The sequence below is a fragment of the Citrobacter sp. C1 genome (assembly GCF_014596895.2).
GTDB classification, from domain to species: domain Bacteria; phylum Pseudomonadota; class Gammaproteobacteria; order Enterobacterales; family Enterobacteriaceae; genus Citrobacter; species Citrobacter gillenii.
The window spans coordinates 1,599,155-1,618,620 of record NZ_CP115035.1 but is presented as its reverse complement, the minus strand read 5'-3'; the positions used below and the strand labels follow the sequence as shown (position 1 = coordinate 1,618,620).

Below are 19,466 nucleotides of genomic sequence, written 5' to 3'. Positions count from 1 at the left end.
CTTCAGTTGAGCGCTTCGGGCCACGGGAATTGTTCCGCCTTAAGTTCAGGCGTGTGATAATAATTCTGTAACGCACGAATAAAACGCGCCGGACGTTCAGGAATGCCGTTTTCCAGATACGCCATCACCTGAGCATGAACACGCCGCTGGAACACCACGCGATCCGGTTCAAAGTCCCCTTCCAGGTTGTCGCAGCTAACGTTAAACGGATAGCCCGCCGCCATGCAGAACAGCCAGTCAAATGCCTGGGGCTTCACTTCCACGTCTTCAAACTGACATTGTGTTTTAGCGTCACGCCCGTCTGGGCAGTACCAGTAACCAAAGTCGACCAGTTCACGGCGCGCTTTACCGGCAATGCACCAGTGTGAAATTTCATGTAGTGCACTGGCGTAGTAGCCATGGGCAAAAACGATCCGGTGATACGGCAATTCTGTATCTGCAGGAAGGTAGATCGGTTCGTCATCGCCTTTAATCAGACGGGTATTAAATTCATCGGCAAAGCAGCCGTTAAAAATATCAATTAACTGTTCATAGTGATGGGTCGTATTCATTAGTTCATCCCCAGCCAGTGGAGAATCTCCTGTCCATGATTATCATAAAGTAGCTTGGCGCTCATCACTGCGGAGACAATGACGATCATTGGCCGAATCAATTTTTGTCCTTTGCTGAGGACCAGTCGTGACCCCATTCGTGCGCCAATAAATTGGCCGATGAGCATCACAAAACCGGTGGCCCAAATCACTTTGCCCCCCAGCGCGAACAGCAGCAGCCCGCCGATATTCGAGGTGGCATTCAAGACTTTGGCGTGCGCCGTGGATTTCGCCAGGTTGTAACCGCACAGCATGACAAAGGCCAGCGCGTAAAACGATCCGGCTGCCGGGCCAAAAAAGCCATCGTAAAAACCGACGCAGCCCCCGGCGACCAGCGCAAAAGGCAGGCCGTACAGCCGACGCTGTCGGTCTTCTTCACCCAGCTTAGGCATTAACAGAAAGTAGAGACCGATACAGATAACCAGAATCGGCAGGATCTGGCGCAAAATGTCCGACTGCACATGCTGGACCAGCAGCGCGCCGCTCATTGAGCCGATGAAGGTCATGGCGATATTAAGCTTCTGGTCAGCCAGGTTCACCACGCCACGGCGGATAAAATAGAGCGAAGCGGAGATGGACCCTCCGCAGGCTTGCAGTTTATTCGTTGCCAGCGCCTGAGCTGGCGGCATGCCTGCTGCCATCAGCGCAGGAATGGTGAGTAAACCGCCGCCACCCGCCAGGGAATCAATAAATCCCGCCAGAATGGCCACAAAAAAAAGAACGCCCAACAGCAGCGGAGACACCATAAACAGATCGGCAAAATTATCCATTAAAGTACATGCTCATCCAGTAGCGCCTGGCAGGAAGGCGGCAACGGAGGCGGTGTCTTCTTCTCAGGCTTAGTGGTTCCCGGTTTAGGAGGTTCGAACCAGCTTTGCAGCTCCGCGCCACAGCCATCACCCGGTGGAGGTAACGGTTGATCTTCGCACTCAAGACTGTCGGCAGGACAACGTAACCGGACATGCATATGTGCACGGTGTTGGAACCATGGCCGCACTTTACGTAACCAGTCCCTGTCGCTCCCTGCATCCAGACAAAGTTGCTGTTTAATTGCCGGATTCACGAAAATACGCGTTACATCATTATCTTTTGCCGCCAGCCTGATCAGACTGAAAATCTCCGGCTTCCACAGTGACGGTACGACACGTTTGCCATCCTGAGCGACCAGATCCAGCGCCTGTGGTCGCAGCAGTTGCGACTGCGTCCAGCGCGTCTTTGGCAGTTGCAGGAAAATATCGACATCCAGCCCCGTCTGGTGGCTGGCGTGTCCGCCGTTGAAACGTCCACCGGCCGGCATACCCATATCGCCGATTAACACCATCCCCAGTCCCAGATTATTGGCCTGGGTACTCAGACGCTGGATGAACGTCACCAGGTCAGGATGACCAAAATAGCGACGTTGATCGGTGCGCATCACCTGATAGTGTTCGGACTGTACGGGCAGCGTCTCTGCCCCCACAATGCAGCCATTGGAAAACGCGCCGATAGACTGCGCGCTACCTGCCACCGGGTGGGTAATTTTCTGCCAGGGCGTCGCCGCCAGGCAGGCCGAACTGGCAAACAGTGCCAGCGCCGCAAGTGCCGTTTTCTTCATCTCTTACCAGCGTGGAATGTCAGTCTTTACATCCGCATTCTGCGCCCGCTGACGCAGCAGGTGATCCATCAGCACGATCGCCAGCATGGCTTCTGCGATCGGCACCGCGCGGATCCCAACGCACGGATCGTGACGTCCTTTGGTTATCATCTCGACTTCTTCGCCAAAGCGGTTAATAGTGCGCCCGGGAACGGTAATACTGGAAGTCGGTTTCAGCGCCATATGTGCAACAATTTGTTGCCCGCAGCTGATGCCCCCCAGAATGCCGCCAGCATGGTTACTCTGGAAACCCTCTTTGGTGATTTCATCACGGTTCTGACTACCGCGCAACGCAACAACGTCGAAGCCGTCGCCAATCTCCACGCCTTTCACCGCATTAATGCTCATCAACGCATGGGCGATGTCAGCATCCAGACGGTCAAAAACAGGTTCGCCGAGACCGGCCGGTACACCGCTTGCAACCACGGTCACTTTTGCACCGATGGAGTCACCCTCTTTCTTGAGTGCGCGCATCAGTTCATCCAGCGCGGTGATTTTGTCCGGATCCGGGCAAAAGAACGGGTTTTGTTCGACCTGAGACCAGTCTTTAATTTCCAGCGGAATATTGCCCATTTGGGTCAGGCATCCGCGGATTTCTACGCCGAATTTTTCCGCCAGGTATTTTTTGGCAATCGCCCCGGCCGCCACGCGCATTGCCGTTTCGCGCGCGGACGAACGCCCGCCGCCACGGTAGTCACGCACGCCGTATTTCTGCTCGTAGGTGTAGTCGGCATGGCCTGGACGAAAAACATCCTTAATGGCGCCGTAATCCTGCGAACGCTGATCGGTATTTTCAATCAACAGGCCAATACTGGTGCCGGTGGTGACGCCGTCAAACACGCCGGAAAGGATCTTCACCTGATCCGGCTCGCGACGCTGCGTGGTGTAACGCGAGGTTCCCGGACGACGTCTGTCGAGATCGTGCTGCAGATCAGCTTCTGTCAGCGGAATACCCGGCGGAACACCATCAACGATACAGCCGAGCGCCAGCCCGTGTGATTCACCGAAGGTCGTTACGCGAAAGAGTTGTCCAATTGTGTTTCCTGCCATCACCGCTCCGTTATCGTTGTTGTGTGTGCGCGTGTCGTTAATCTTTATAGATGCTGAAATGTTCGCGAGCGGCAATCAGCTGCGCTTTGGTCAGCATGAATACGCCATCACCGCCGTTGTCGAATTCCAGCCACGTAAACGGCACGTCCGGATATTGTTCCATCAGATGTACCATGCTGTTACCGACTTCACAAATCAGAATACCGTTGTCTGACAGGTAGTCCGGCGCATTGCCAAGAATGCGACGGGTCAGCTTCAGTCCATCACTTCCGGACGCCAGGCCCAGCTCAGGTTCGTGGCGATACTCATTCGGCAGATCGGACATATCTTCCGCATCCACATACGGCGGGTTGGTCACAATTAGGTCATACTGTACTTTCAGCAGGTCACGGAACAGATCGGAGCGGATCGGCGTCACGTGATTGATCAGACCATGCTCTTCAATATTGTGCTCGGTCACCGCCAGGGCGTCAGTGGAAATATCCACCGCGTCCACTTCGGCTTCCGGGAAGGCATACGCACAGGCAATAGCAATACACCCGCTGCCGGTACACATATCGAGAATGTGCTGCGGCTGCTCGCTGATAAGACCGGCAAAGCGATTATTGATCAGCTCGGCAATCGGTGAGCGCGGCACCAGCACGCGTTCATCAACATAGAATTCGTGACCGCAGAACCAGGCTTTGTTGGTCAGGTAGGCAACCGGGATACGCTCGTTAACGCGGCGAATTACGCGCTCAACAATACGGTGGCGTTCGCTGGAGGTCAGGCGCGCAGTGCGCATATCTTCAGGAATATCCAGCGGCAGGTAGAGTGACGGCAGCACCAGTTGTACCGCCTCATCCCATGGGTTATCCGTCCCGTGACCATACCAGATATTCGCCGCGCTAAAACGGCTGACCGCCCAACGCAACATGTCCTGAATGGTATGCAGTTCACTCACTGCTTCATCAACGAAAATTTTATCCACGTATTCCTCCAGGGCATGCTCGTATTAAATTCGGCGGCTAGTTTGCCACGAAGACGGCGATAAATCAGCATTCACGCCGAGCCTGAGCGCGAAAATTGCGTTTTAAGCGATCGGATGCCCATCGAGTCGGGTTAAACTAACGGAAAATAAAAGATGAGACGCTCAAATGAAAAAGAAAACATCGCTCAGCGAGGAGGATCAGACGCTGTTTCGCCAGTTGATGACCGGCACTCGTCAAATTAAGCAGGACACGATTGTCCATCGACCGCCGCGTAAAAAAATCACCGAGGTGCCGGTTAAAAGGCTGTTGCAGGAACAGGCTGATGCCAGCCACTATTTCTCTGATGAGTTTCAGCCGCTGTTGAACACAGAGGGTCCGGTCAGATATCTGCGGGCCGACGTCAGCCACTTTGAACTGAAGAAAATGCGCCGTGGTGACTACTCCCCGGAACTGTTTCTTGATTTACACGGGCTGACGCAACAGCAGGCTAAACAGGAACTCGGGGCGCTGATTGCCGCCTGTCGTCGTGAACACGTCTTCTGCGCCTGCGTCATGCACGGCCACGGAAAGCACGTTCTGAAACAGCAAACGCCGCTTTGGCTGGCGCAACATCCGCACGTGATGGCTTTTCATCAGGCGCCTAAAGAGTACGGCGGCGACGCCGCGCTGCTGGTACTGATTGAAGTGGAAGAGTGGTTACCGCCCGAACTTCCCTGAGAACGGAAAACAGAAAGAGCCGCAGTTGCGGCTCTTTTTATTGCAGGCTCATGTCAAAGACGTTTTACCGGATGGCTGCGCTCGCGCTTGATCCGGCCAACGAAACGACTATATCGCTTTCGCCATCTTCAGATTACACGGGCTCATCTGCCAGTTGAAAACGCCCTTTCCGCTCTCATCAAGCGTGACGCTGGCAATCGCAGATGTGGTAAACATCGGCGGCGTTTCACCCGGACACAGCTCGGACACCAGATATCCCACCAAAGGCAGGTGAGAAATGACCAGCGCCGTAGCGACACCTTCATTGGCCAGTGCCTGTAAATAGGCGCTGACCAGACCGACATCGCCGCAGGGAGTCAGCTCCGGCAAAACATCCACACCGGTTGGCAGGTTCATACATTCCCCGACCACATCCAGCGTTTGTTCGGCTCGCAGGAACGGGCTCACCAGAACACGTTCGATATCCACTTTTTGACCTTTCAGCCAGTTCGCCATCAGGCGAGATTCGTCACAACCGCAGGAGGTTAAGGGACGAACCGAATCACTGGCGGCATCGAGGGCCGCGTCGCCGTGACGCATGATAAAAACTTGCATATTGCACCGCTTTTGTTAACCAGAAACACCAACACCTTTAGCCAACGCCCCTATTGGCGAGGGTAAATGTGTGGTGGCCGGCATTGTGCCTTATCCATTCACCGAATGAAACGCTGTTTTTTACCTTAATGGCGTAAGTATAGTCAATCTCTGTTTACATTTTGAGCTTAACTCGTACATTCGGTGCGGATTCATCTTACCTTTGACCTCATGAATTCAGGTCAGTTTCCCCGTGCTTCCAGAAACTCTCTCCGCGTTCCGCCATCTGCAGTAACGGTTCACACGGCGTAAACCGGGAACCATACTGTGTAGTCAGTCGTTGCAGAACCGCAACCACTTCACCCGCCCCGAGGGAGTCCATATACCGGAACGGGCCGCCGAGGAATGGCGGAAAACCAATACCAAACACAGCGCCGATGTCACCATCGCGTGCGCTGCGGATAATCTTCTCATCGAAACAGCGTGCCGCTTCGTTGAGCATTAACATGACACACCGCTCTGCAATCTGCGGGCCACTGAGTTTGCTCTGCCCCTGGACGCCAATAAGCGTATAAATTGCAGGGTCGACCTGTTTTTTGCTTTTACGCCCTTTCGCACCATAAAGATAGAAACCCCGACCATTTTTTCTACCTTTGCGATCATCATTCAAAATTGAAGCAACAACATTTGCAGGTGCGCTGAAACGTTCACCGTAAGCGGCTTCCAGTACAGGTATAATTTTAGTGCCTGTATCAATTCCGACCTCATCCAAAAGTTGGATTGGCCCTACCGGAAAACCAAACTTTACCAGCGCAGCATCAATCTGCTCAACGCGCTCGCCCTCGGTCAATAAGCGGATAGCTTCGTTGATGTACGGAGCAAGAATGCGATTTACATAGAACCCGGCCTTATCCTGCACCACAATCGGCGTTTTCCCCTGTTTTTTCGCCAGTTTAACCGTGGTGGCAATAGTGCGTTCAGACGTAGTTGTATGAGGAATAACTTCCACTAGCGGCATTTTTTCTACCGGACTAAAGAAGTGCAAACCAATGACCTGCTCAGGTCGCGCCGCATTGGCCGCAATGTCGCCAATGGGTAGAGATGAGGTGTTGGAGGCAAAAATGGTATGAGGCGCACAATTGTGCTCAACATCTGCCACCATCTGTTGTTTCAACGCCAGATCTTCAAACACTGCCTCAATTACCAGATCTCGATGCGCAAAACCGCGAAAATCGGTGGTGCCTGAAATCAGCGCCAGCTGTTTGTCACGCTCGCCGGCTTTGAGATGGCGGCGGCGAACTTTTGTTTCAAGCTGATCCCAACTGTATTTCAGCGCGTGGTTGATTCCCTTAGCATTGATATCTTTGATACGCACCGGCAAGCCGCCTTTGCAGGCCGTCACGTAGGCAATCCCCCCGCCCATCAGCCCCCCGCCCAGAACCCCGACGCTGTTTAGCGGACCGGGTTGTACCTCGCTACCGGGATCTTTTTTCACGTCGGTGTTTGCAAAAAAGACGTTACGCAGAGCCTGAGACTGCGGCGTCATCGCCAGCTCACCAAACGCGCGGACTTCGGCGTCATAGCCGCTGCTGCTGCCCTGCGCCAGACCAGTCTCGATCACCTCAAGAATACGATGGGTTGCGGGGTAATTTCCTTGCGTTTTCTGTGCGGTCTTTTTACCGACCATACGGAACAGCAGCGCCCGCCCCAGCGGTCCGGCCAGAATGCGTTCCCGTACCGGCAGGCTATGGTGTACCGAACTCTCCTTTTTAGCCAGTTCCACCGCCGCTTCCAGCAAAATGGTCTGCGGCACAACCTCGTCCACCAACCCCACTTTCAGCGCCTGTTTAGCGCGTAATTGTTTGCCGGTCAGGATCATGTCCAGCGCAGTGCTAACGCCAATCAGACGGGGCAACCGCTGCGTGCCGCCAGAGCCGGGTAACAGACCAAGCTGTACTTCCGGCAGACCCAGCACGGTTTTAACGTCATCAGTACAAATACGGCTATGACACGCCAGCGCCATCTCCAGACCGCCGCCCAGACAGGCACCGTGAATGGCAGCGATAACCGGGATCGGCAACGCATTAATTTCCGCCATCATCTGTTGCCCCTGACGAGCCAGGGCTTCGGCTTCCTGCGCACTGCGGCAGTTGCCGATCATATTGATATCCGCCCCAGCGATGAAATTATCCGGCTTCGCCGAAATAAACACCACGCCACGCAGATCTTTGTTATCGCGAATTTGTTTCAAAATAGCCCGCACCTGAGAAGCAAACTCTGCTTTCAGGGTATTCATTTTCTCTCCGGGCACATCAATGGAGACCACCGCCACGTTATCCAGACGCACGTGTAGCGTAAAAGCCGATGCCATTTCCATTATTCCGCCTCCAGAACCATTGCCGCACCCAGACCACCCGCCGCACACGCGGTGACCAAACCAAACCCACCACCACGACGCCGTAATTCATGCAGCGTTTGGGTGATCATGCGCGCGCCGGTCGCGGCGAAAGGGTGTCCGTAGGCAATCGAACCGCCCAGCACGTTAAATTTGCTGTCATCCACTTCGCCAGTGGCATGTGCCCTACCCAGAACGTCACGAGCAAAACGTTCGCTGCCAAGCAGTTGAATATTCGCCAGCGTCTGCGCGGCAAAGGCTTCATGCATATCAATCAGCGTGAGATCGGCCAGAGTCAGGCCCGCGCGCTCCAGAGCCAACGGCGTCGACCATGCCGGGCCCAGCAACATATCCTGCCAGACGTCGATGGCAGTAAACGCAAAACTGCGTAGATAGCCCAGCGGCACCAGTCCCAGCTCTTTCGCCCGGGACTCCGTCATCAAAATCACCGCAGCAGCGCCGTCGGTCAATGGTGTACTGTTTGCCGCCGTGACGGTGCCGTGTTTACGGTCAAACGCCGGGCGCAGTTTGGCGTAATCCGCCAGCGTAGAGTTTCCGCGAATATTGTTATCTTCTGAGAAGGGATCTTTAAACGGCGGAGCATAGGTGGTCATCACCTCGTCTGCCAGTTTGCCTTCGGCCCAGGCCTGAGCGGCTCGCTGATGCGAACGGTACGCCAGCGCATCCTGCTGCTCACGCGTGATGCCGTAGGTTTTCGCCATTTGCTCTGCCGTATCCCCCATACGTAAGCCGGTGGAATACTCAGCAACTGCAGGTGGGACCGGCATCAGGTCGCGCAAACGCAGTCGGGAAAAAAGCTTCAGCCGCTGACCGGTGGTGCGGGCTTTATTGACGTCCACCAACACCCGCGCCAACTTTTTGCTGACGCCAATTGGCAGCACGGAAGAGGAGTCAGCCCCGCCTGCAATACCCGCACGGATGGTTCCTGCCATCAGGCTTTCCGCGACATTCACCACCGCCTGAAAACTGGTGGCGCAGGCTCTGCTCACGCTGTAGGCATCGGTATGTACGTTCATCCCGGTGCCCAGCACAATTTCACGGGCGATATTGGGCGCTTCCGGCATTTGCACAACCTGGCCAAAAACCAGTTGTTCAATGGCATCGGCAGGAATTTCACTGCGAGCCAGCAACTCACCGACGACCATTTTTCCCAAATCAACGGCGGGAATGCCATGAAACGCGGTTGCCTGACGGGCAAAAGGTGTACGCAATCCGCTCACAATGGCGATGCGATCGCCCTGACGGGTAACCAGCGGTAAAGCCTGACTCATAACACTCCCCTGTTAAAAAATAAAATAAGTGGTCTGACCTGATCACAGTCTTAACCAATTTTTTACATTTAGCCAAGTGGAGAGAAATGAAAGTGGGAGCTATGGCACAGTGAATAATCACTGATTGTTACGAAAATGCCCTTGTCAGAAGGTGGCAAGGGCACTGAAAGAAGGGATTAACGCAGACCCAGCTGGAAGATCAGGGTTTCGGCTTCACAGGCGAAAACAAAATCGATATCCAGACGAACACCCTCAGCTTCTTCAGTAAAGGTTGGGGTGATTTGGCAAGGCTCAGATTCTACGCCACGCGCCTTCTCGGTGAGAGCAGCCAGCGTTTCTTCTGCCTGTGCGCGAGTCGCGAACACACGGCTGTATGACGCGGTGCAATCGGTGTTGTCCATGATGGTACCAACATCCATACAGCAGCAAACCGGGGTTTCATCAGCACTGCATTTACTCATTGTAGATTTCCTCTGTATTCGCACCAAGGGTGCCAGATAAACGTTGGGGATATTTTACGCTCCCATTATCCTCCTCTCCAGTCGTTAATTGTGCGAAATGCGATAAGCGACCGAAATCACACTTAAAAATGATCCAAAACAAAAATCGCCCGAACAGGTGAGTGCGCATCCCCGCAATTTTGCCAGCTGGATCGCGTTTTTAAGATCATATTTGAAAAAACTTATAAACATACTTGCAACATTCCATCTGGTCGGACCTATACTCTCGCCACTGGTCTGATTTCTATGTGGTACCTCAGACCCTACACTTCGCGCTCCTGTTACGGCATGTAACATTGTTTGTATAAAAATAAATCGATGAGGTTATGGTCATGAGCCAGAAAACCCTGTTTACAAAGTCTGCTCTCGCAGTCGCAGTGGCAATTATTTCCACACAGGCCTGGTCTGCAGGCTTTCAGTTAAACGAATTTTCTTCCTCTGGCCTTGGCCGGGCATATTCGGGTGAAGGCGCTATCGCAGACGACGCGGGTAACGCCAGCCGCAACCCGGCACTGATCATGATGTTCGATCGCCCTACTTTCTCAGCAGGTGCGGTGTATATCGATCCAGACGTTAATATCTCCGGTAAATCGCCGTTCACCGGGCGCAGCACCAATGCGGACAACATCGCCCCGACGGCATGGGTTCCGAATGCGCACTTCGTGATGCCTATTAACGAGCAGTTTGGCTGGGGCGCGTCTGTCACCTCTAACTATGGTCTGGCGACCGAATTTAACGACAGCTACATTGTCGGTGAATACGGCGGCAAGACCGACCTTAAAACGGTCAACCTTAACCTCAGCGGCGCCTATCGCCTAAATGATAGCTGGAGCTTCGGCCTTGGTTTTAACGCCGTTTATGCTGACGCCAAAATTGAACGTTATTCCGGTGAAATGACCGCAGCATTACCGAAGGTCAGCCCTAAAATTGCAAGCATGGAAGGTGATGAATGGGGTTACGGCTGGAACGCGGGTATTTTGTATGAGCTGGATAAAGATAACCGCTGGGGCTTAACCTATCGTTCAGAAGTTAAAATCGATTTCGACGGTGATTATAAGAGCGGCATCAGAAGCCAGGCCAACGGCTTACCGGGTGCTGGCGTGACGTTCCCATGGGGTACAACCAACACGACCGTTCCGGGCGCATTGACGCTTAACCTGCCGGAAATGTGGGAACTGTCTGGCTATAACCGCGTAGCACCGCAATGGGCCGTTCACTACAGCATCGCTTACACCAGCTGGAGTCAGTTCCAGGAGTTGAAAGCAACGGGCACCAACGGACAAACATTGTTCTATAAAGAAGAAGGCTTCCGGGACTCTTACCGCCTCGCGCTGGGTACGACCTACTACATGGATAAAAACTGGACGTTCCGTACTGGTATCGCCTACGACGATAGCCCGGTTCCTGCGGATAAACGCTCCATCTCCATTCCAGACCAGGACCGCCTGTGGCTGAGCGCGGGTACGACCTACGCGTTCAATGAAGATGCGTCTATCGACATCGGTGCTTCTTATATGCACGGGCAGAACGTGACCATCAAAGAAGGTCCATATACCTTCGAATCTGAAGGTAAAGCCTGGCTGTTCGGTACCAACTTTAACTACGCATTCTGATTTTCTTCAGGCGTAAAAAAGGTGAGCTTTTTAGCTCACCTTTTTATTTGTACCTCTTCCTTATTCGGAATCGATATCTTTTAAATCATCCTGAATAGCTTGCGCGTTCGGGTTTTCTTCTGGTTTGAGTTTCCCGCCGTTCGCGATGAAGTCATGACGCTGGAAGTAAGCTTCACGCACCATAATGTACGGATCGGAAGATTGACGCAGCAGACCGTCGGAGTCGAGCAGTTGCGCGCGGGTTTCAATCCCTTCAATGGTCCATTTACCGACCGACAACGGCCAGGTCAGCCACGACAGAACCGGATACAGCGTATCCACCATATCACCACCGTCATCACGTACCGTGAAGCTGCCATAGAACGGAAGCTGCATATACGGACCGTAACCTACATCATAGTGACCTAAAGTACTGCCGAAACGATGTGGTTCAACGCGCTGCAGTTTTGGATTCGCCATGCCCGCAACATCGATAAAGCCGCCCATACCTAGCAAGGTGTTCAGGAAGAAACGGGTGAAATGCACCATCCCCTGATAAGGATCGCCCTGCAGGAAATAGTTGACCATTACGGCCGGCTCTTCGAGGTTGCCCGTAAAGTTGCTCAAACCGTTTCTGGCCGGCTGCGGAACATAATCACGCCAGGCTACAGCCACCGGTCGAACAACATACGGATCCAGCACATTAAAGTTGAAGTTGTACATGGTGCGGTTGAACCCTTCAAACGGATCCGAGCGCCCCTGCTGTTCTGTACCGGAGCTCGCACACCCCACCAAAAGTGTGGTTCCCAGCGCAAGCGCCGACAGGCGAAGCTTCATAAGTGTCTCCCTGTGTATTATGGCTATCGCTGATTGCCATCCATGACGGAACAATAAGGTATCCGCCGGTTTAGATGTGAGCGATTGTAACAGCACGTCAAACGATGTCTATATACCCTAACTTACTGATTTGATCATAGCCTGGTAAGGTAGACCTCGCGGTGTTTCTATTTTACCGAATCCGATAAATACAAACGTTACCATTTTTGCGATTTCAGAATTTCTCCCGCCAGTTCCTGGATAAAAACCGCTACGCTTTAGCAATACGTGCTTATTCAGGACTCAAAAATGAATGACATCGAAAAAGAAAAAATTGATCAACACAGCGACGAACTCGAAGTAGAAAGTGAAGAGAAGTTGCAGGGTAAAAAGATAGAGGTCGACGAGGACCGACTTCCTTCCCGCGCCATGGCGATTCACGAACATATTCGCCAGGACGGGGAAAAAGAGATGGAGCGCGATGCGATGGCGCTGCTGTGGTCAGCTATCGCCGCTGGGCTATCGATGGGAGCCTCTTTACTGGCAAAGGGTATTTTTCACGTACAGCTTGAGGGCGTTCCTGGCGGATTTTTACTGGAAAACCTCGGTTATACCTTCGGGTTTATCATCGTCATAATGGCCCGCCAACAGCTCTTTACCGAAAACACCGTAACCGCTGTCCTGCCGGTCATGCAAAATCCAACCCTCGGCAATTTTGGTTTACTGATGCGTCTGTGGAGCGTGGTCTTACTGGGTAACATTATCGGCACCGGCATTGCGGCATGGGCGTTTGAATATATGCCAATTTTTGATGAAGAGACTCGCGACGCCTTTGTCAAAATTGGGATGGACGTTATGAAAAATAGCCCGACGGAGATGTTTTCCAACGCGATTATTTCCGGTTGGCTGATCGCCACTATGGTGTGGATGTTTCCCGCAGCGGGCGCGGCAAAAATTGTCGTCATTGTTCTGATGACCTGGCTTATTGCGTTGGGTGATACCACGCACATCGTCGTCGGCTCGGTTGAGATTCTCTACCTGGTCTTTAACGGCACGCTGCACTGGAGCGACTTCTTCTGGCCGTTCGCGCTTCCAACACTTGCCGGGAATATTTGCGGTGGGACATTTATCTTCGCGTTGATGAGCCATGCGCAAATTCGCAATGATATGAGCAATAAACGCAAAGAAGAGGCCCGATTAGAGGCGGAGCGGGAACAAAAAAAGCAGAAAAACCAGAAGAAACAATCCTGAATGGCGACTGTTTGAGCAGTCAGGCGGACACAGACTTACCGTTGCAGGTAAAAAACGCTATACTCGTGCCGCTTCGTCCCCTTAGTTAAATGGATATAACGAGCCCCTCCTAAGGGCTAGTTGCAGGTTCGATTCCTGCAGGGGACACCATTTCACAGTTCGCCACTCTCCGCAGTAGTTCGCAAAATCCCTTACACAGCAAGCTCTCAATAAAATACCAGTTCGTCATAGTTCGAAATAGAACGTTGACAGCCGCATGCTTCGGCGGGTAAAAAACGAGTAAATAATTTTACCCACCGGAATTTTACCCATGCTCACCATCAAGCAGATCGACGCGGCAAAGCCGAAAGATAAACCGTACCGGCTGCTCGACAGCAACGGGCTGTACCTTTATGTGCCGGTTACCGGAAAGAAAGTCTGGCAATTGCGTTACAAGCTCGATGGTAAAGAGAAGGTGATGACGGTAGGCAAATATCCGATCATGTCATTGCAGGAAGCCAGAGACAAAGCATGGCTTGCCAAAAAGGATGTGTCTGTCGGCGTCGATCCGGTAAAGGCTAAAAAGTTGTCAGTCAAAGACAACTCGTTCGGCTCTATATATCAGGAATGGTACGAGCATAAAAAGCAGGTATGGTCAGAGGTATACAGCACCGAACTGTCACGCATGTTCCAGGATGACATTCTGCCGTTGATTGGCGCGATGGAGATTAACGAGATAGAACCAATGCAGATACTTGAAGTGATCCGCAGGTTCGAAGACCGTGGAGCAATGGAACGGGCCAATAAGGCGCGTAGGCGGTGCGGGGAAGTATTCAGGTACGCGATTGTTACCGGCCGCGCGAAGTATAACCCGGCCCCTGACCTTGCTGATGCCATGAAGGGATACCGGAAGAAGAACTATCCTTTCCTACCTGCAGACCAGATACCAACATTCAATAAGGCATTGGCTGGGTTCTCCGGGAGCATCGTTTCACGCATAGCAACGCAGATTCTGCAATACACGGTGCTCAGAACAAAAGAACTCCGGTCCATGCAATGGTCAAACGTCGACTTTGAAACCAGGACGATTACGATCACCGAAGAGGTGATGAAGGGCCGACGCCCTCACCTTGTCCCAATGTCTGTGGGGAAGGAAATCATTTGATACTTACGGGATTAGAGTAGATTAACCGGGAATACGCGGGATTACTGACTTCGGTTCAAAACGGATTTTGATACCGGAATGATAAAAATGATGCCGATCGGCAAATCATTTGATACTGCTCTCAGCGAGCATTTAAAGATATTAGATCAGGTTTCAAAACCAATTTTAACACACTTCAAAATTGCTAAGACTGATTAATTTTCGTTTGATTCTAAGCAACGTTAAACGGTCAGATTTAGCTGATAACATACCTAGTATTCATTTGAAAATTAACCGGCCTTCTTGTTATCACTGGACAGGCCAGTTTCGGCTACGCTGATATCAGCTTCAAGTGACCCTTTTTTCACTTGGTCATGCAGCCTGATTAGTTGCTCTTTTTCTTTAGTATTCAAATTGTTCCAAACTGCATCGATATCGCCATCATATCTTAATTTCTCCATAATTCCTTTGGCCCCTATCTGCATAAAAAGCTTAACAAGCTGCAAGACTTCCTCTTGGGATAAGGCTTCAAAAATCAGTTGCCAGGCCACAGTTAAGGCATTGATATCTCTAGTCGCCTCAAAATGCGCCTCCATGTCAAAATCATCTGATGCCTCGTCAGTGGCGTCTGCTTCCACTGAAGCATCGCTCTGAAGTTTTAAATCCCTTGAGTGGGCTTCAGAAGCTACTCCTGTGGCCAGCCATTCAACAGATACATCTTCAATGTTGGCAATCTTTATTGCCACATTGAGTGATGGCTCTGTCCCTCTCGTTAGATAGTTGTTTAATGTGGAGAATGAAAGACCCCAATGGTTTGCTGCTGCGCGTACTGTGCGCTTGCCAATAAGCTTCCTTAAACGTGTTGAAATGCTTTCTTTTCCTTCCGTATCAAAAGCAAAATCGCTTTCTTTTGCATGTCCCATTTTCTTTTACCCTTAACTGTCTGATTAATATACGAAAATCACAATAGACAACAAATAAAACTCACAAAGACAAAAGAAAGCTCTTCTTTTGCTTTACATATGTCATATGTGGATCAATACTTATCCCAACGGATAACCCCGCCGGATTATCCGGGCGGTTAACTTTTTAGGGTAAACGAAGTATGGAAAGAAATGAAGTGATAGCTGTAAGGGACTGGCACAACATTGACATTGTTGGAGAGCTACATAAGCGCGGCCTGACAATGCGTGGTCTTTCCGTAGATGCTGGTCTTAAGCCGGATACGTTGAAAAACGTACTCCATCGTAAATATCCAAAAGGTGAGCGCATCGTTGCTGATGCTCTCAATGTAGAACCCTCTTTCATCTGGCCAAGCCGTTACGCAAACAAGGATTCGTGATCATGTTCGTGACAGTGAATGAGTTAGCAGGTTTGCCTGGAGTACCGGGAACGCCACAGGGCATTCGGGCGATGATGAACAAAAGGATTAGCGATAATCCTGATCTGGTTCGTAAGCGTAATGGCAGTAAGGCATTTGAGTACCACATTGATTGCCTGCCACAGGATGCGCAGGATGCTTTGCGCACCCGTCACATCAAAGAACTGATGACCGGGGCTGACATTACTTTGCCCGCAGTCGCTGAATCAAAAGCGATATCACCACGCAGCAAGGCGTCGGAAGAAAGCAAAATTGCCGTCTTCCGCAAATGCCCGGCATTGATGGAGCAAAGGCTGGGTTCACTGACTGCGGCCCAGAAGCAGACCGCTGACTCACGCATGGCACTGGTTTCCGAAGTCATTCGTCTGGGCCAGTTACCTGGCTACAGCTGTGCCAAAGCGGTGCGTGAAATTGTTCGTCAGGCTCAGTCTGGTGAGCTGCCACAGCGACTCGCTGATGCAGCCACTCTGGCGAATGCCAAGAAAGGCGCATCCCGTTCACTCAGTGAAATATCGCTGAAACGCTGGCTGGCTGATTTCAATAAAGCATCAACGTCAGCAGAGAGGCTGATGTTACTCGCGCCGGGCAAGCGCCAGGTTGTGAAACCCGAGCAGATTGCCTGGCTACCCGAGTTCCTGACGTGTTATCGCCGTCCTGACGGTCGGGGAATTCAGGAAGCCTATGATGATTTCAAAGTCCTCTGGGATATGCGCCACGCTGATAATTCACTCATGCGCGATGCCATTCCCTCCTACGATCAGGTGTGTTACGCAATGGACAAATTACCGGTTGTTGTGAAGCAGAAAGGCCGTGTCACGGGCAGTGAATTCCGCCAGTATGAAGGATTTGTTCGTCGTGACTGGGAGTCGTTGCCGGTGAATTACGTCTGGATTGGTGATGGTCACGGCATGAAAATGAAGGTTGCTCACCCTGACCACGGGAACCCGTTCTCCCCTGAAGTCACATTTATTCTGGATGGTTGCTGTCGTTACATCGTTGGCTGGAGCCTGGCATTATCCGAGAGCGTCATTGCGGTAGCGGATGCCATGCGCCACGGTATTAAAAACCAGGGTAAGCCATTTATTTATTATTCAGATAACGGTGGCGGTGAAACCAACAACACGTTTGATGCTGATATTACCGGTATTTTACCGCGTCTCGGTATCGACCACCGTCTCGGTATTCCAGAGAACCCGCAGGGTCGCGGCATCATCGAACGTCTTAACCGTACACTGGGCCAGCGTATCTCCCGCCAGTTTGCGACGTATTACGGCACAGGGGCAGACCGCAGCACCGTACGTCGTACAACAAAGGCGCTGATGTCAGCCACTAATGCAGTGGCCAAAGGCAAGGAGCTGTCAGTTAAACAGCAGCAGACGATGCGTGACCTGCCTTCATGGGACGCGTTGATTGCAGAAATTGAGAGTGGTGTTGAGTGGTACAACAACCGTCCGCATGAGTCACTGCCGAAACGCGGCGACGGTGAGCATTTCACCCCGACCCAGTTTCGCCGTTACAAGCTGGAAAAAGAAGCCACTGAAATCGAATGGTTGGCTGATATCGAGCTGCGCGAGATGTTTATGCCGCAGATTGAACGCAGCGTGAGTCGTTGTGAAGTGCGCCTGTTCAATAACCTTTATTACTCATCTGAGCTGAATCATGAGCACGGTAATAAAGTGCTGGTGAATTACGATATTCACGATGCCACTAAAGTCATTATTCGCCGTCTGGATGGTTCGTATATTTGCGATGCTATCTGGGATGGTAATAAGCGCCAGGCCTTCCCGGTTACAGCTGAATACCATGCCCGTCAGCAGCGTATCAAAGGGATGCGAGCTCGCGGCGAAGAGAAAGTCCGCCTGGCTGAAGCCGAGAATATCCATACCCTGCCAGCTCCGCAGGAGGAAAACTGGTTACAGGGCAATGTTTATCGCCCTCGAGCCACAGCCCCTCTCATGCTGGCTGAAGCGGAAGAAGCAGAATACCGCGAGGATGAATTCCTGAATAACTCACTGGATATGCTCGAATCCAGTAAACGCAAAAATGTTATTTAAATAGCCTTTAAATTTAATTCAAATATATGGAGTTAATTATGTCTGATGTGAATATCACCGATATTCGCGGGGTTCTGCGCACCCTGGTGGATGGTAAACGTTTTACTTTTGCTCAGGTCGCCCGTGAAACAGGCTTGTCTTCCGGCACGGTCAGCAGCTTCATGAATGAGAAATACAACGGTGACAATGAACGCGTGGAAACGGTACTGACCCGCTGGATTGAGAAGCAACAGGCTGGCGCTGAAATCCCCGAGCCACCGCGCTTTATCGAAACGCCGACAGTGAAACAAATCTGGACTGCTTTCCGTTATGCGCATCTGACCGAGTGTATCGGTGTCGTGTGCGGTAACCCTGGTGTGGGTAAATCAGAAGCCGCCCGCGAATACCGTCGCGGCAATGATAACGTCTGGCTGATTACCGTCACACCTGCCTGCTCCAGCGTTCTTGAATGCCTGACAGAGCTGGCCTATGAGCTGGGTATGAATGATTCCCCACGCCGTAAAGGTCCGCTGGCTCGTGCCTTACGCCGCCGTCTTGATGGCACTCAGGGGCTCATCATCATTGATGAAGCCGACCATCTGGGCGCTGAAACCCTCGAAGAACTGCGCCTGTTACAGGAAGCGACCCGTGTCGGGCTGGTGCTGATGGGTAACCACCGCGTCTATTCCAATATGACGGGCGGTAACCGCACTGTTGAATTTGCGCGTCTTTTCTCGCGTATCGCCAAACGCGTGGCCATCAACAAAACCAAAAAAGCAGATGTGGCAGCGATTGCTGATGCCTGGTCTATTACGGGTGAGAAAGAGCGTGAGCTTCTCCAGCAAATAGCCCAGAAGCCAGGAGCACTGCGTATTCTCAGCCACTCCCTGCGCCTTGCAGCCATGACAGCCCACGGTGCGGGTGAAACGGTGAATGAAAAATACATCCTCAGAGCGTTCCGCGATCTGGATTTAGATGTTGATGTGTCAACCCTGCTGCGAGGTTAATCATGTTCTCTCATCTCATTTCGTCCCATGTTCAACAGGCGCTGGCCACTGAAGCCATGCTCAATCAAAAAGGATGCCTGGTCACAGCTTTTCGCCAGTCCAGAACCCGGCCGATTCTGGAGGTGTCATGTCCTCCTGCTGATTTACTCAGCCAGGCGGTGCGGATTGTAGAGCGCAATAACGAAGGCTCCCGCTCTGTCTGGGTCGCTTCATTAAACGGTTGCCGGATTATCTGGAGGTAATCATGGTCAGAACATACCGCGAGTGGACCACGCGCGAACGTGCATTCATTAAGTCCAGCGCAGGAAAGCTATCAGCAGAAGAAATAGGTAAGGCACTGAAGCGTAGTAAAAAGTCAGTCTGCACCTTTGCCAGCCGAAGACAGATATCACTGGCGCTGACGACACCTGATGACCATGACGCCTGGCTTTGTCGGGAGCTGTATAAAGAAGGCCTGTCTGTGGCGGTAATAGCCAAAAAGATGGAGCTGGGAAATAAACTGGTTTCAAACATCATCTTTGAAAATGAATATTAATAAATGA

18 protein-coding genes, 1 tRNA gene and 1 pseudogene are annotated in these 19,466 nt (G+C 52.0%); 9 read left to right on the top strand and 11 right to left on the bottom strand.

All coding sequences use genetic code 11. The features are described from left to right. Positions 1-2: 2 nt before the first annotated feature. Genes IB214_RS07860 through prmB form a run of 5 tightly spaced genes read right to left on the bottom strand, consistent with a single transcriptional unit; the run spans position 3 to position 4,243 of the window. A complete protein-coding gene (locus IB214_RS07860) occupies positions 3-551 on the bottom strand; it encodes an elongation factor P hydroxylase (protein ID WP_115257889.1) in 549 nt (182 codons plus the stop codon). Then, positions 551-1,360, bottom strand: a complete 810-nt coding sequence (locus tag IB214_RS07855; protein ID WP_096756329.1) for a sulfite exporter TauE/SafE family protein — start codon at positions 1,358-1,360, stop codon at positions 551-553. Before IB214_RS07855 ends, IB214_RS07860 begins: the two co-directional genes overlap by 1 nt. Then, positions 1,360-2,184 carry a penicillin-insensitive murein endopeptidase gene (gene mepA, locus IB214_RS07850; protein WP_117343396.1) on the bottom strand — a complete coding sequence of 275 codons (825 nt, stop codon included), beginning with the start codon at positions 2,182-2,184 and terminating at the stop codon, positions 1,360-1,362. Before mepA ends, IB214_RS07855 begins: the two co-directional genes overlap by 1 nt. A gap of 3 nt (positions 2,185-2,187) precedes the next feature. Next, on the bottom strand, positions 2,188-3,273 hold the full coding sequence (gene aroC / locus IB214_RS07845) for a chorismate synthase (RefSeq protein WP_117343395.1): 1,086 nt from the start codon (positions 3,271-3,273) through the stop codon (positions 2,188-2,190). Positions 3,274-3,310: 37 nt separating this feature from the next. Continuing rightward, positions 3,311-4,243, bottom strand: coding sequence for a 50S ribosomal protein L3 N(5)-glutamine methyltransferase (gene prmB, locus IB214_RS07840; RefSeq protein WP_115257887.1), 933 nt, complete (start codon positions 4,241-4,243; stop codon positions 3,311-3,313). Between the two features lie 166 nt (positions 4,244-4,409). On the opposite strand from prmB, the gene smrB reads away from it, so the two are divergent. Further along, a complete protein-coding gene (gene smrB, locus IB214_RS07835) occupies positions 4,410-4,961 on the top strand; it encodes an endonuclease SmrB (RefSeq protein ID WP_096756325.1) in 552 nt (183 codons plus the stop codon). Between the two features lie 108 nt (positions 4,962-5,069). Here smrB and sixA read toward each other — a convergent pair whose 3' ends face one another. From sixA to IB214_RS07815, 4 genes are all read right to left on the bottom strand, one after another. Beyond that, on the bottom strand, positions 5,070-5,555 hold the full coding sequence (gene sixA / locus IB214_RS07830; RefSeq protein ID WP_096756324.1) for a phosphohistidine phosphatase SixA: 486 nt from the start codon (positions 5,553-5,555) through the stop codon (positions 5,070-5,072). Positions 5,556-5,763: 208 nt separating this feature from the next. Further along, complete coding sequence (gene fadJ, locus IB214_RS07825) at positions 5,764-7,911, bottom strand: fatty acid oxidation complex subunit alpha FadJ (RefSeq protein ID WP_188249376.1); 2,148 nt, start codon at positions 7,909-7,911, stop codon at positions 5,764-5,766. Next, entirely contained in the window at positions 7,911-9,221 is a 1,311-nt protein-coding gene (gene fadI / locus IB214_RS07820; protein WP_117343771.1) for an acetyl-CoA C-acyltransferase FadI, read from the bottom strand. Before fadI ends, fadJ begins: the two co-directional genes overlap by 1 nt. A gap of 176 nt (positions 9,222-9,397) precedes the next feature. Continuing rightward, positions 9,398-9,682 (bottom strand): YfcZ/YiiS family protein, encoded by a 285-nt coding sequence (locus IB214_RS07815; RefSeq protein WP_115257884.1) that lies wholly within the window; start codon positions 9,680-9,682, stop codon positions 9,398-9,400. A gap of 371 nt (positions 9,683-10,053) precedes the next feature. On the opposite strand from IB214_RS07815, the gene fadL reads away from it, so the two are divergent. Further along, on the top strand, positions 10,054-11,334 hold the full coding sequence (fadL, locus tag IB214_RS07810) for a long-chain fatty acid transporter FadL (RefSeq protein WP_117343770.1): 1,281 nt from the start codon (positions 10,054-10,056) through the stop codon (positions 11,332-11,334). Between the two features lie 60 nt (positions 11,335-11,394). Here fadL and mlaA read toward each other — a convergent pair whose 3' ends face one another. Next, on the bottom strand, positions 11,395-12,150 hold the full coding sequence (gene mlaA, locus IB214_RS07805; protein ID WP_096756318.1) for a phospholipid-binding lipoprotein MlaA: 756 nt from the start codon (positions 12,148-12,150) through the stop codon (positions 11,395-11,397). A 288-nt stretch (positions 12,151-12,438) separates the two neighbouring features. Between mlaA and IB214_RS07800 the strand changes: the two genes are divergently transcribed. The 3 genes and pseudogenes from IB214_RS07800 to IB214_RS07790 all read left to right on the top strand — a co-directional run. Then, positions 12,439-13,380 carry a formate/nitrite transporter family protein gene (locus IB214_RS07800; RefSeq protein ID WP_115257882.1) on the top strand — a complete coding sequence of 314 codons (942 nt, stop codon included), beginning with the start codon at positions 12,439-12,441 and terminating at the stop codon, positions 13,378-13,380. 75 nt (positions 13,381-13,455) lie between these two features. After that, positions 13,456-13,530 (top strand) — tRNA-Arg (locus IB214_RS07795). A 160-nt stretch (positions 13,531-13,690) separates the two neighbouring features. Continuing rightward, positions 13,691-14,503: pseudogene (locus IB214_RS07790) on the top strand (integrase arm-type DNA-binding domain-containing protein); the annotation flags it as partial. A gap of 290 nt (positions 14,504-14,793) precedes the next feature. Here the strand turns inward: IB214_RS07790 and IB214_RS07785 are convergent. Then, the gene (locus IB214_RS07785; RefSeq protein ID WP_117343769.1) at positions 14,794-15,426 is read right to left on the bottom strand and encodes a helix-turn-helix domain-containing protein; all 633 of its coding nucleotides are present in this window, start codon (positions 15,424-15,426) and stop codon (positions 14,794-14,796) included. Positions 15,427-15,608: 182 nt separating this feature from the next. On the opposite strand from IB214_RS07785, the gene IB214_RS07780 reads away from it, so the two are divergent. The 4 genes from IB214_RS07780 to IB214_RS07765 all read left to right on the top strand — a co-directional run bounded on the left by IB214_RS07780 (position 15,609) and on the right by IB214_RS07765 (position 19,459). After that, positions 15,609-15,845 (top strand): helix-turn-helix domain-containing protein, encoded by a 237-nt coding sequence (locus IB214_RS07780; RefSeq protein ID WP_117343768.1) that lies wholly within the window; start codon positions 15,609-15,611, stop codon positions 15,843-15,845. A 2-nt stretch (positions 15,846-15,847) separates the two neighbouring features. Next, the gene (locus IB214_RS07775; protein ID WP_117343767.1) at positions 15,848-17,938 is read left to right on the top strand and encodes a Mu transposase C-terminal domain-containing protein; all 2,091 of its coding nucleotides are present in this window, start codon (positions 15,848-15,850) and stop codon (positions 17,936-17,938) included. A 38-nt stretch (positions 17,939-17,976) separates the two neighbouring features. Further along, the gene (locus tag IB214_RS07770; protein ID WP_117343766.1) at positions 17,977-18,924 is read left to right on the top strand and encodes an AAA family ATPase; all 948 of its coding nucleotides are present in this window, start codon (positions 17,977-17,979) and stop codon (positions 18,922-18,924) included. A 244-nt stretch (positions 18,925-19,168) separates the two neighbouring features. Next, complete coding sequence (locus tag IB214_RS07765; RefSeq protein ID WP_117343765.1) at positions 19,169-19,459, top strand: hypothetical protein; 291 nt, start codon at positions 19,169-19,171, stop codon at positions 19,457-19,459. The last annotated feature ends 7 nt before the right edge of the window (positions 19,460-19,466 follow it).

Bases quoted from the DNA above. Each gene is read 5' to 3' on its own strand.
- IB214_RS07855 (WP_096756329.1), bottom strand. From the start codon at position 1,360: ATGGATAATTTTGCCGATCTGTTTATGGTGTCTCCGCTGCTGTTGGGC.
- fadL (WP_117343770.1), top strand. From the start codon at position 10,054: ATGAGCCAGAAAACCCTGTTTACAAAGTCTGCTCTCGCAGTCGCAGTG.
- sixA (WP_096756324.1), bottom strand. From the start codon at position 5,555: ATGCAAGTTTTTATCATGCGTCACGGCGACGCGGCCCTCGATGCCGCC.
- fadI (WP_117343771.1), bottom strand. From the start codon at position 9,221: ATGAGTCAGGCTTTACCGCTGGTTACCCGTCAGGGCGATCGCATCGCC.
- IB214_RS07785 (WP_117343769.1), bottom strand. From the start codon at position 15,426: ATGGGACATGCAAAAGAAAGCGATTTTGCTTTTGATACGGAAGGAAAA.
- smrB (WP_096756325.1), top strand. From the start codon at position 4,410: ATGAAAAAGAAAACATCGCTCAGCGAGGAGGATCAGACGCTGTTTCGC.
- IB214_RS07860 (WP_115257889.1), bottom strand. From the start codon at position 551: ATGAATACGACCCATCACTATGAACAGTTAATTGATATTTTTAACGGC.
- IB214_RS07765 (WP_117343765.1), top strand. From the start codon at position 19,169: ATGGTCAGAACATACCGCGAGTGGACCACGCGCGAACGTGCATTCATT.
- IB214_RS07815 (WP_115257884.1), bottom strand. From the start codon at position 9,682: ATGAGTAAATGCAGTGCTGATGAAACCCCGGTTTGCTGCTGTATGGAT.
- fadJ (WP_188249376.1), bottom strand. From the start codon at position 7,911: ATGGAAATGGCATCGGCTTTTACGCTACACGTGCGTCTGGATAACGTG.
- IB214_RS07770 (WP_117343766.1), top strand. From the start codon at position 17,977: ATGTCTGATGTGAATATCACCGATATTCGCGGGGTTCTGCGCACCCTG.
- mepA (WP_117343396.1), bottom strand. From the start codon at position 2,184: ATGAAGAAAACGGCACTTGCGGCGCTGGCACTGTTTGCCAGTTCGGCC.
- IB214_RS07775 (WP_117343767.1), top strand. From the start codon at position 15,848: ATGTTCGTGACAGTGAATGAGTTAGCAGGTTTGCCTGGAGTACCGGGA.
- IB214_RS07780 (WP_117343768.1), top strand. From the start codon at position 15,609: ATGGAAAGAAATGAAGTGATAGCTGTAAGGGACTGGCACAACATTGAC.
- IB214_RS07800 (WP_115257882.1), top strand. From the start codon at position 12,439: ATGAATGACATCGAAAAAGAAAAAATTGATCAACACAGCGACGAACTC.
- aroC (WP_117343395.1), bottom strand. From the start codon at position 3,273: ATGGCAGGAAACACAATTGGACAACTCTTTCGCGTAACGACCTTCGGT.
- mlaA (WP_096756318.1), bottom strand. From the start codon at position 12,150: ATGAAGCTTCGCCTGTCGGCGCTTGCGCTGGGAACCACACTTTTGGTG.